This is a genomic window from Vibrio sp. C8 (assembly GCF_054051265.1).
In genome coordinates, this window is the sequence record NZ_JBPAOE010000051.1 from 193,183 (window position 1) to 204,635 (window position 11,453).

9 protein-coding genes and 1 pseudogene are annotated in these 11,453 nt (G+C 41.2%); 2 read left to right on the forward strand and 8 right to left on the reverse strand.

Annotated features, from left to right (window positions below; all coding sequences use genetic code 11):
- Positions 1 to 116 precede the first annotated feature (116 nt).
- Entirely contained in the window at positions 117 to 1,529 is a 1,413-nt protein-coding gene (gene pykF, locus ACRQQK_RS19425) for a pyruvate kinase PykF (protein ID WP_102964645.1), read from the forward strand.
- A gap of 399 nt (positions 1,530 to 1,928) precedes the next feature.
- Here the strand turns inward: pykF and ACRQQK_RS19430 are convergent, their stop codons facing one another.
- From ACRQQK_RS19430 to ACRQQK_RS19440, 3 genes are all read right to left on the reverse strand, one after another.
- On the reverse strand, positions 1,929 to 3,812 hold the full coding sequence (locus ACRQQK_RS19430) for a diguanylate cyclase (RefSeq protein ID WP_457514155.1): 1,884 nt from the start codon (positions 3,810 to 3,812) through the stop codon (positions 1,929 to 1,931).
- 156 nt (positions 3,813 to 3,968) lie between these two features.
- Positions 3,969 to 4,664 carry an oxidative stress defense protein gene (locus ACRQQK_RS19435; protein ID WP_457514157.1) on the reverse strand — a complete coding sequence of 232 codons (696 nt, stop codon included), beginning with the start codon at positions 4,662 to 4,664 and terminating at the stop codon, positions 3,969 to 3,971.
- A 95-nt stretch (positions 4,665 to 4,759) separates the two neighbouring features.
- On the reverse strand, positions 4,760 to 5,656 hold the full coding sequence (locus tag ACRQQK_RS19440) for a LysR family transcriptional regulator ArgP (RefSeq protein WP_457514175.1): 897 nt from the start codon (positions 5,654 to 5,656) through the stop codon (positions 4,760 to 4,762).
- A gap of 113 nt (positions 5,657 to 5,769) precedes the next feature.
- Here ACRQQK_RS19440 and ACRQQK_RS19445 point away from each other — a divergent pair, with 113 nt between their 5' ends.
- Positions 5,770 to 6,402, forward strand: a complete 633-nt coding sequence (locus tag ACRQQK_RS19445; RefSeq protein ID WP_457514159.1) for a LysE/ArgO family amino acid transporter — start codon at positions 5,770 to 5,772, stop codon at positions 6,400 to 6,402.
- Positions 6,403 to 6,475: 73 nt separating this feature from the next.
- Here the strand turns inward: ACRQQK_RS19445 and ACRQQK_RS19450 are convergent, their stop codons facing one another.
- From ACRQQK_RS19450 to ACRQQK_RS19470, 5 genes and pseudogenes are all read right to left on the reverse strand, one after another.
- Positions 6,476 to 7,318: a mechanosensitive ion channel domain-containing protein gene (locus ACRQQK_RS19450; RefSeq protein ID WP_457514177.1), complete on the reverse strand. Its 843-nt coding sequence runs from the start codon at positions 7,316 to 7,318 to the stop codon at positions 6,476 to 6,478.
- 336 nt (positions 7,319 to 7,654) lie between these two features.
- On the reverse strand, positions 7,655 to 8,731 hold the full coding sequence (gene fbaA / locus ACRQQK_RS19455) for a class II fructose-bisphosphate aldolase (RefSeq protein ID WP_457514161.1): 1,077 nt from the start codon (positions 8,729 to 8,731) through the stop codon (positions 7,655 to 7,657).
- A 151-nt stretch (positions 8,732 to 8,882) separates the two neighbouring features.
- On the reverse strand, positions 8,883 to 10,046 hold the full coding sequence (locus ACRQQK_RS19460; RefSeq protein WP_457514163.1) for a phosphoglycerate kinase: 1,164 nt from the start codon (positions 10,044 to 10,046) through the stop codon (positions 8,883 to 8,885).
- Positions 10,047 to 10,193: 147 nt separating this feature from the next.
- Positions 10,194 to 11,219, reverse strand: a complete 1,026-nt coding sequence (epd, locus tag ACRQQK_RS19465) for an erythrose-4-phosphate dehydrogenase (RefSeq protein WP_457514165.1) — start codon at positions 11,217 to 11,219, stop codon at positions 10,194 to 10,196.
- 144 nt (positions 11,220 to 11,363) lie between these two features.
- Positions 11,364 to 11,453, reverse strand: a pseudogene (locus tag ACRQQK_RS19470) (transketolase-like TK C-terminal-containing protein); the annotation flags it as partial.

Below are 11,453 nucleotides of genomic sequence, written 5' to 3' on the forward strand. Positions count from 1 at the left end.
GAGCAGTACTCGAGTGAGAAATGTGGTAACGAAGAGATAAATTTGCCGCCATCGAGGCCATTCTTAAGCTATATATTAACTTTCAAATTGATAATATTCACCGGAGAGACTCTTCCATGAAAAAGACCAAAATCGTATGTACGATTGGCCCTAAAACTGAATCTGTAGAAAAATTAACAGAACTTGTTAATGCTGGCATGAACGTAATGCGCCTTAACTTTTCTCACGGAGATTTCGTAGAGCACGGTACTCGTATCGCTAACTTCCGTAAAGTTATGGAAAATACTGGTAAACAACTAGCAATCCTTTTGGATACTAAAGGTCCAGAAATCCGTACTATCAAACTAGAAAACGGTGATGATGTTGATCTAGTGGCTGGTCAAGAGTTCACTTTTACTACTGATACTTCTGTAGTGGGTAACAAAGACAAAGTAGCAGTAACTTACGCAGGTTTCGCAAAAGACCTAAGCGCAGGTAACACTATCCTTGTTGATGACGGTCTAATCGAAATGGAAGTTGTTTCTACAACTGATACTGACGTTATCTGTAAAGTTCTAAACAACGGCGCACTAGGCGAAAACAAAGGTGTTAACCTACCTGGCGTTTCAGTAAACCTACCAGCTCTATCTGAAAAAGATAAAGGCGACCTTAAGTTTGGTTGTGAGCAAGGCGTTGACTTCGTAGCTGCCTCTTTCATCCGTAAAGCATCTGATGTAAAAGAAATCCGCGAAGTTCTTGCTGCAAACGGCGGCGAAAACATCCAAATTATCTCTAAAATTGAAAACCAAGAAGGTGTGGACAATTTTGATGAGATCCTTGAGCTATCTGACGGGATCATGGTTGCACGTGGCGACTTAGGTGTTGAAATCCCTGCTGAAGAAGTAATCTTCGCTCAGAAGATGATGATCGAGAAATGTAACCGTGCACGTAAAGTTGTAATTACTGCAACTCAAATGCTTGATTCTATGATCAAAAACCCTCGTCCAACTCGTGCAGAAGCGGGTGACGTTGCGAACGCAATCATGGACGGTACTGACGCAGTAATGCTTTCAGGCGAAACAGCAAAAGGTAAATACCCAGTTGAAGCGGTAACTATCATGGCGCAAATCGCTAAACGTACGGACTCTGTACTTAAAGCTGAACTAGGTTCTCGTCTAGACAGCCCACGTCTACGTATCACTGAAGCAGTTTGTAAAGGTGCTGTAGATACAGCTGAAAAACTAGCGGCTCCACTTATCGTTGTTGCTACTGAAGCTGGTAAATCTGCTCGTTCAGTTCGTAAATACTTCCCAACTGCGAACATCATCGCTGTAACAACTAACGCTAAAACAGCTGCACAGCTTGTTCTTTCTAAAGGCATCACTCCAGTTGTTGTTAATGCTTACGAAAGTACTGATGACTTCTACCGTCAAGGTAAAGAAATTGCTCTTGAGTCTGGTTTAGGCAAAAAAGGTGACATCGTTGTTATGGTTTCTGGTGCTCTAGTGGCTTCAGGTACTACTAACACTGCATCTGTACACGTTCTTTAATTAGACAATTTATTAATACTAAAAAGCCGGAGCATTTGCTCCGGCTTTTTTATTAAGATATTTTTATCGTTATTCTTAAAGAACTTACCAACCAAAAAACTCTTTATGGTGAGTGTTAAGCAGTAACACCATAGGAAGAAAATAAAGCGCGCTTAATTTAATTCCGAGTACCAATAAAAAGCTAATCGTCAGCCTCACTAGAAAATGATTAACCATACCCTGCCTCATGTTGCCAGAGTGTTTAGCTTCCTTATTTTTACTAAGCCGAGCTGAGTAAAAACCATTTAGAGGAAAACCGGATCACTACTGATGAAAAAAACAACAGTTTACTTATTGTACAGTTTAGCTCAAGTAAAAATTTAAATTAGACTTTAGTCGATGCGCAATAAAAATGTGACATCAAGCCACTTCATCAGTGGTCAGGCAGAGAGAAACTTGGTTTCGACCAAGTGTTTTAGACTCATAAAGCGCGATATCTGCACATTTATAAGAGCGAGTGCTGTCTTGGGAAAGGTCGGAAATACCGGCACTTATGGTGATAGTTAGACTTTCGTCTAATTCAATAGCTTGTCTTAAACGTTCAACAACCATCTGAGCCTCTGAGGTTGAAGTGTGAGGCATTATCACTGCAAACTCTTCTCCGCCAATACGAGCAAGAAAGTCTGTCGCTCGAAGTTTTTCAGAGAGAACATCCGCAACTTTTACGATCACTTTATCACCCTGATCATGTCCTTGCTCATCATTAACACGTTTAAAGTAATCAATATCAATTAAGCATAGGCAGACTGTGTATTCATCTGGGTATCGTTCTACCAGCTGAGTCTGTAGCATGAGTTCTCTTTCGAATTTTCGTCGATTCCAGAGATGAGTAAGTGAATCTTTCTCACTCAATTCTCTGAGCCTGTTCTCCAGTTCTTTTCGTTCAGAAATATCGACTATCGACGTGATGTAATAACTAACTTTTCCGGCTTCAATGATTGCCTGAATTCTCATAATTGTCGTCAGCAACTGACCTTCTGGCGTCACACATTCAACTTCGCCTTCCCAGAGATTATTCTGATCAACTTGTTCAAGTACCTTCAGAATAAACTCCATTCCATTGTGGCTGAGCAAGGTTTTAAGAGCGTTGTGGCCACGAACCTCTTTGCTGGTTAAGCCAATCATAATTTCAAACTCTTTGTTCACCATGATCACTTGATGAGATTTGTCTGAAATCATCACCGCAGTCATACCATCCAGAGCAGCACGAGCAAGCTTACTGTCGATATTCCGATGATAATAATGCAATGACATAGAAACCGTTGGCAGAGCAAAAACCAACATGATCATAAAGACAAAGAATCCCTCTTTAACGACATCATTCAGATCATGTCTTGCTCGATCATTGAGTTGCTTAGGAGTAAAACGAATAACCAAATGAATGTTCTGACCAAAGAACTTATCGATCGGCTTAAACACAATAAGGTTCGTATCTTCCATCAGATAGTCGTGACCAGATGGTTGTGCTTGCATTAACTCCCAAGTTTTCGGGAAAAAGGTAGCGAGGTCGAATCCGTGATATTGATTAGACATATCACCATAGAAAGGCAACATGCTTTTTCCTGTCACCATATACCCATTGCTACCAACAATCGCGGGTGTCAAATCATTTTTAGGTGCGTAATTCAGCTTATCAACCATCATCGACATATCGACTGAAATCACTATGTAGCCTTTGCGAGTACCAAAAACGGAAACAGGAGCTATGATTTGTATGATTGGTGTATAAGGTTTAGAAAAAGTATCTGAGTCATTAGTTAACTCTTCCGCCCATACACCAATGTCATTGTCCGATAATGATTGCGCGTATTGAAAAAATGGCGTTTGAGAAATGTCTACTACGTCATCTAACGCTTTGGTTTTGTGGATACTCGGCAGGTACTCAACGTGAACTGTATCTATACCTTTCACATCAATAAAACCCACGCCATCAAACCATTTCTGACCATTGGCCGCAGAAGCTAATGCCATTTGAAGTTGATTACGAGTGACTAAGCTTGGAGATTCAACATAGTTATAAGCGCTACGTCCGTGGCTTAAAAGAGAAATGGTCGAAAAGACCTGATCCCTTAAATTGCGGTATTCTTGCTCGCTGTAAGAAAGTTGGTTAATGGCTTCACGTATAGAACGCTGATTACTTATTTTTTGAACGTGATCATATCGATAAGAGTAGAAAGTAACAATACACGCTGTGGCTAAGGCACAAGCTATGAGAAAAGCGACAATAATTTTTGAATATCTCATAACCCAGACTGACAAATAGCGGCAAAAGCAAAGGCGCGCATTATATCACCATTGATAGTAATCTGAATAAAAAAGTAGCGCCTAAGTAATCTTCCACTCATTTAAAAATGTTAAAAACGTCGCATATTATTACGATAATTATCAATTAATTACCATTTAGTTAAGCTTATATATAACGCTTACATTGTCTCGGATAATAATGGTGGAATCTTGATAGCTGTTGCTGACTGCTGAGTCTTCGCTAAATGTTGCAGCTCTGGTCAGTACCGCTTTTCTCATTGGTGCATTGTAGTCGATACGCCACACACCATCTAATTCACGTCCGAATCCCTCAGCTAAAGACTGCGCTTTCTGTTGAGCATCTTTAATGGCAGCCATGCGCGCTTGTTGCTGATATTTTTCTTCATCGCGAACTTTTAATTGAATATCGTCGACTTGATTAATTTTCTCTTCCAGAGCTATATCCAAATACTCATTCAATTTAGATAAATCATCGACGTCAACAGAGACATTTCTAATTGCTCGATAACCAACAAGTTCAGGCTTACCGGTTTTAGGATAATGATATTGAGGAGTTAAGTAGAGGTTTGAACTGGTTATTTGAGACTCTTTAACACCGGCTTGAGTAAGGCGTTTAATAAACGAAGTAATTATGTTGTCAACACTCTCTTTAGCTTGTTCCGCATTCATTGTAATTTCGACCACTTTGACTGAAAACTGCGCCATATCTGGTGTCGCGATAACTTCACCATAACCGGACGTCGCCACATGCGGAAAGTCAAACTCCTGGGCTTGAGCCACCATTGAAATTGTACTCAATACTACTAAAACCATTACAGAAAGTGCTTTCATTTCATTTCCCTAATTTACAAGCTATTGCTCAATAATAGATGAAAAAGATTTCAGTCCTAGCCTCAGTGTATGTAAATCACACAATTTTGACATGTTCACTGTGGTAAGTTTCTTCTGGCATATCCAACTAGAGCTTGAGAACATTTCTTCAAGCTTCCCGTTTCCAACTGCCAATGATGCCAATAAAGCTTCTGATCAATATACTTGCCAGGCGTTATATCCATCAGTAACCCTTGTTCCAGTTCTTCAGTGATTTGGATTTTTGGGATCATGCAATAGCCGAACCCCGCTACCGCGGCTTTTACACAAGCTTCAGAGCTGCCAACTGTGTGTTTAACTTCACTGACCATTTCAAAACCAAAACTGTCGTAAACAAAACGCTCATTGATAAAATCTTGCCTGTCGTAAGCGACAGCTGGTGCAGCTTGTAAAGCGTGTATGCTAACTCCCTGCGTAAAATAGCGACGATAAAATCTGGGTGATGCGACACACAAGTAAGGCATATCACCGAGCAGGACTGCGTTACAACCTGGCAAAGTTCTAGACGACTGACTGATCGCCCCAATCACTTCTCCATTCTTAAGTTTATCCAGGGTTCTACGCTCATCATCGACAACCAGATGAATTTCCAAATTACTTTGTTTCATTGCCTCAGCAATAGCTGGTAACAACCAAGTGGCTAAACTGTCAGCATTGGTTGCAATAGAAATAGAGATAGGTTTTTCACCAATATCATTGCTGAGATCTGGCAAAATGTCCTGCTCCAACACACAAACCTGACGATAAAGCCCAAGCAGCTTTTGCCCTGCTGGTGTTACTCTTGGTGGGTTCTCCCTTACGAGTACAGGCTGAGCAAGCCACTTTTCTAACTGCCTAATTCTTTGTGATACCGCTGATTGCGACACGCATAATACTGCAGCAGCTTTCTCAAAGCTTCTTTGCAAAATAATCTGATCTAAAGCTTCAAGCCATCGATAATCTAATCCACGCACCGTTTTCACCATAAGTTATTCTAATGACGCATTAATATTATTAGTTTTATTTCTAATTATCTATGGCGTATTTTTCATTCAACATTTATTAACTTAGGCCTTAAAGAACGACTATGAATTTTTGGATACTGTTACAAGGGTTTAGCCTGGGTGCGACAATGATTATCCCCATAGGGGCACAAAATGCTTATGTGTTAAACCAAGGCATCAAGAGAAACCATCACCTCACTACAGCAACAATTTGCAGCGTGATGGATGTGTTCTTTATTTCTTTAGGTATTTTTGGTGGTGGTGCACTGCTTTCTCAAAATGAGACGCTGCTGACCGTGGTTACTCTGGGTGGAATTGCATTTCTGACTTTTTATGGCTGGCTTTCTGTTCAAGCAGCATTGCAAAGTTCTGACGCACAAGAAAGCCAGCCTCAGAAGCTAGCTCGAGGTCGACGAGCAGTGATATTAGGTGCACTTGCGGTTACTGTTTTAAACCCACATCTCTATTTAGATACAGTGGTTATTCTTGGCTCAATTGGCGGACAATTTGAAGGAAGTGATCGCCTTTCCTTTGCATTGGGTACTATGACGGCCTCTTTTGTTTGGTTCTATGGCTTATCCATTGGAGCAGCTAAATTGGCGCCTGTTTTATCTAAACCTAAGACTAAGAAAGTCATCGACTTAATCGTAGCAACCATGATGTTCATCATCGCTTTTGCGTTAGCCAAAAGTCTCTATATTCAATGGAGCAGTTAATAAACGGCCGTGCAACAAGCCGACCATAAAAAAACGGAGGCCACTGCCTCCGTTTTTAGATTCATCATCGATTTTAATCGATTTTGTTGAGATGCACGTCCATCTGCGGGAATGGGATTTCAATACCGTTCGCATCCAACGCTTCTTTAATCGCTTGCATTGAATCGAAGTAAACTCCCCAATATTCCTCTGTTTTACACCAAGGGCGTACAACAAAGTTCACTGAAGAATCGGCTAGTGCCAATACACCAATCGTGATATCTGGATCTTTCAGAATACGTGAGTCTTTTTCTAATGTTTCACGAATCACTTTTTTAGTTAATTTAAGATCCGCTTTATAAGAAACACCAATCACTAAATCAACACGACGAGTAGCGTGACGGGAATAGTTAACAATTGAACCACCGATGATTGCACCGTTTGGTACAACGACCATTTTGTTGTCAGGGGTTTTTAGGACCGTTTGGAAAATTTGAATCGCTTCTACTGAGCCTGCAACCCCAGCAACTTCTACATAATCACCCGACTTGAACGGACGGAAGCCAACAATAAGTACACCAGCAGCGAAGTTAGATAACGATCCTTGCAGAGCAAGACCGATAGCTAAACCAGCGGCACCAATAACCGCAACGACAGATGTCGTCTCGACACCTACGCGGCTTAACGCTGCAATCAAAACAATTACAAATAGAACGTAACGAACAAGGCCGTGTATAAACTCAACGACAGCCTTATCCATCTCTTTCTTATGCAAAACCTTAGCGACACTTCCCGCAACAGCTTTTACTACAAGGTTACCAATGATTAGGATAAGAATTGCCGAAACAATATTTACCCCATATTGAATTAATAAATCTGAATTATTATTAATCCAGTCACTCACCTTATGCAATCCATCAGCAATTGGAGCATCCATATCCAACGATTCACCAGCCATACTTTCTTACCCTCTGAAACTTTTAATATTTTACAATAGATTATTTTACTAACTGAGCTTATCTGGCATTACAAATCTGCACTGCTACTTTTCACTCACTGTGGGACGTTTATGATATGACTAATAACTTCTTGCAAAGTCAGCTTTTTGCAAACTACTAAGCAAAAGGTTATTCCATCTATTTAGATCCTGTATCAGATTAAGCAATAAATTCACATTCTGCCAGTGCTTTGAAAAAAATAGCTTTTCTGTCTCTTAGACAAGAAAAAAGCCCGCTCTGATGAGCGGGCTTAATCTATCATCTAAAAATCTAGATTATAGTACGTCTACTGCATTAAGGTCTGCGAATGCTTTCTCAAGACGAGCAACCATAGAAGCTTGACCGGCACGTAGCCATACACGTGGATCGTAGTATTTCTTGTTCGGAGCAGATTCGCCAGTTGGGTTACCGATTTGACCTTGTAGGTAATCGTGATTTTCTGCTTCGTAAGTACGGATACCATCCCAAGTTGCCCACTGTGTATCTGTATCGATGTTCATTTTAATAACACCGTAAGAGATAGACTCTTTGATTTCTTCTTCAGAAGAACCAGAACCACCGTGGAATACGAAGTTTAGAGAGTTAGCTGGAAGACCAAATTTCTCAGAAACGTATGCTTGAGAATCACGTAGGATTGTTGGAGTAAGAACAACGTTACCCGCTTGGTATACGCCGTGTACGTTACCGAAAGAAGCCGCGATAGTGAAACGGTGGCTAACAGCGCTTAGTTTTTCGTACGCGTATGCTACATCTTCAGGAGAAGTGTAAAGCTCAGAAGCGTCCATATCAGAGTTATCAACGCCGTCTTCTTCACCACCAGTACAACCAAGTTCGATCTCGATTGTCATGTTCATTTTAGCCATGCGCTCTAGGTACTTAGCACATGTTTCAACGTTCTCTTCTAGAGACTCTTCAGAAAGGTCCAGCATGTGAGAAGAGAATAATGGTTTACCAGTTTGAGCGAAGAACTCTTCACCCGCGTCTAGTAGGCCGTCGATCCAAGGTAGTAGTTTCTTAGCTGCGTGGTCAGTGTGAAGAATTACAGGCACACCGTAAGACTCAGCAACAGCGTGAACGTATTTTGCACCAGCTACAGCACCAAGAATTTGTGTACCTTGACCTTCAAGTTTAACGCCTTTACCTGCAAAGAAAGCAGCGCCACCGTTAGAAAATTGAACGATAACAGGAGCTTTAACTTTAGCAGCCGCTTCAAGTACACCGTTCACAGAATCTGTGTTTACACAGTTAACTGCAGGAAGTGCGAAGCCGTTCTCTTTAGCTACTTGAAATACTTTTTGTACGTCATCACCAGAGATAACACCAGGTTTTACGAAATCGAAGATCTTAGACATGGATTTGATCCTATTTTCTGTCGTTTTAAAAATAAAAACGGTAAGTTTAAATTCTTGCAAACGTTTGCTCACAAACGGGTGAAGTTTAACAGATTCAAACTCACACTGCAGCAAACGAAAGAGCGGGAATTTCCCGCTCTTGTTAAATTAATTATGCTTTCGCACGCTCTTCAAGCATTGCTACCGCTGGAAGTACTTTACCTTCAACGAACTCAAGGAATGCACCACCACCAGTAGAGATGTAAGAAACATCCGCTTTGATACCGAACTTGTCGATAGCCGCTAGCGTATCACCACCACCTGCTACAGAGAAACCTGTAGATTTAGCGATAGCTTCTGAAATACCTTTAGTACCCGCTTCGAAGTTCTTGAACTCGAATACACCTACAGGGCCGTTCCAAAGAATAGTCTTTGCATTACCAATGATTTCAGCAAGAGCCGCAGTCGAATCTGGACCTAGGTCGAAGATCATGTCGTCATCTTGAACATCAGCAACGTTCTTAATTTCAGCTTCTGCGTTTTCGTCGAATGCTTTCGCACATGCAACGTCAGTAGCAACTGGAATTGAACACTCTTTCATTAGTTTTTGAGCTGTTTCGATAAGGTCTGCTTCGTATAGAGACTTACCTACGTTGTGACCAGCTGCTGCGATGAATGTGTTCGCGATGCCGCCACCAACAACAAGTTGGTCAGCAATTTTAGAAAGAGATTCTAGAACTGTTAGTTTAGTAGAAACTTTAGAACCACCAACGATAGCCACTAGTGGACGCTCTGGTTTATCCATTGCTTTACCTAGTGCTTCAAGTTCAGCAGCAAGAAGAGGACCAGCACAAGCTACAGGTGCGTGCATACCAACACCGTGAGTTGAAGCTTGAGCTCGGTGTGCAGTGCCGAATGCGTCCATTACGAAAATGTCACATAGCGCAGCGTACTTCTTAGATAGTTCTTCTTCGTTTTTCTTCTCGCCTTTGTTGAAGCGAACGTTTTCAAGAACAACTAGCTCACCAGCATTTAGCTCTAAGCCATCTAGGTAATCTTTCGCAAGTTTTACTTCGCACTCTAGCGAGTCTTTTAGGTAGTTAACAACAGGTAGTAGAGAGAACTCTTCCGCATATTCACCTTCAGTTGGACGACCTAGGTGAGATGTCACCATTACTTTCGCGCCAGCTTCAATACAGTGTTTGATAGTTGGTAGTGAAGCTAGAATACGTGCATCAGATGTCACTTTGCCATCTTTCACAGGTACGTTTAGGTCAGCACGGATAAATACACGTTTACCTGCTAAATCCAGGTCAGTCATCTTGATTACAGACATGGTTTGTCCTCTCAAATATTAAAAAGAAAAGTTTCTGTAAGCCCGGCTATCCTGCCGAGCCTGTAAAATCATAAACTGCATACTAATATGGGGCACGAGATATTTATTTCAAGTTATAAAATAAATAATTTCGCCGCCCAAAAGTAACTACTTTGCAGCCTGCATTGCTAACGCGGTATCAAGCATTCGGTTAGCAAACCCCCACTCGTTATCACACCAAACAAGCATCTTCACAAGATGTCCGTTACTCACTCGAGTTTGGCTGCCATCAACAATCGCACTGTGCGGATCGTGATTAAAATCGATGGATACGAGCGGTGATTCAGTATAGTCAACAATGCCGTGTAATGTACACTGAGATGCCTCTATCATGGTTTGATTTACGTCATTAACTTTCACATTTGCGTTAATAGTGACACTCAAATCCATCGCAGTAACATTTACTGTTGGAACTCGTACCGAAATCGCCTCAAATTTGTTAGAAAATTTCGGAAATATTCTTTCAATCCCTTTATGTAATTTTGTATCAACAGGGATAATAGATTGACTTGCCGATCGGGTACGACGTAAATCACTGTGATAGGCATCGATAACTTGTTGGTCATTCATTGAGGAATGAATCGTTGTAATCGTACCAGACTCAATGCCAAAGGTTTCATCCAGCACTTTTATGATTGGCACAATACAATTAGTGGTACAGGAACCATTAGAAACAATATGATGGTCAGCGGTCAGAGTTTCGTGATTTACGCCATAAATAACGGTGTTATCAAGATCAGCCGCACCTGGGTGAGAAAACAGTACCTTTTTAGCGCCAGCTGCAATGTGTTCTTCTCCATCAGCTTTAGAGCCATAAACGCCTGTACAATCTAAAACGATATCGACTTCAAGATCTCGCCAAGGCAATAGATGAATGTCTGAAGAGTGAAGAATTCGGATACGGTCAAACTCACCATTATCATGATGAACATATAAATGTTCTTGATCGTGAGAAATCTTTTTACCAAAACGACCATGACTGGTGTCGTATTGTAGCAAATGTGCCATCGCCTCAGGCTGAGCCAACTCATTTACAGCAACGACTTTTATCTGCTGAGCTTTGCCACTTTCGTAGACAGCGCGTAACACATTACGCCCAATTCGCCCGAATCCATTTATTGCGACTCTTAACATCCGTACCATCAACCGACTAAAACTTCGTGGCACAGATATTAACCGATGACGGCGTAAAGCGCACCCTTAACAGAGATGATCCAACCATTTATTTCACCTAAAAAAATCCCCGCACTGTAGCGGGGATTTTTTTATCGTATTTGATTAAGCCAGTAGCTCGTTAGCTTTCTCAACCACGTTTTCAACAGTGAAGCCGAACATCTTGAATAGCTCGTCTGCTGGTGCAGATTCACC

Bases quoted from the DNA above. Each gene is read 5' to 3' on its own strand.
- pykF (WP_102964645.1), top strand. From the start codon at position 117: ATGAAAAAGACCAAAATCGTATGTACGATTGGCCCTAAAACTGAATCT.
- ACRQQK_RS19430 (WP_457514155.1), bottom strand. From the start codon at position 3,812: ATGAGATATTCAAAAATTATTGTCGCTTTTCTCATAGCTTGTGCCTTA.
- fbaA (WP_457514161.1), bottom strand. From the start codon at position 8,731: ATGTCTAAGATCTTCGATTTCGTAAAACCTGGTGTTATCTCTGGTGAT.
- ACRQQK_RS19435 (WP_457514157.1), bottom strand. From the start codon at position 4,664: ATGAAAGCACTTTCTGTAATGGTTTTAGTAGTATTGAGTACAATTTCA.
- ACRQQK_RS19445 (WP_457514159.1), top strand. From the start codon at position 5,770: ATGAATTTTTGGATACTGTTACAAGGGTTTAGCCTGGGTGCGACAATG.
- ACRQQK_RS19460 (WP_457514163.1), bottom strand. From the start codon at position 10,046: ATGTCTGTAATCAAGATGACTGACCTGGATTTAGCAGGTAAACGTGTA.
- epd (WP_457514165.1), bottom strand. From the start codon at position 11,219: ATGTTAAGAGTCGCAATAAATGGATTCGGGCGAATTGGGCGTAATGTG.
- ACRQQK_RS19450 (WP_457514177.1), bottom strand. From the start codon at position 7,318: ATGGATGCTCCAATTGCTGATGGATTGCATAAGGTGAGTGACTGGATT.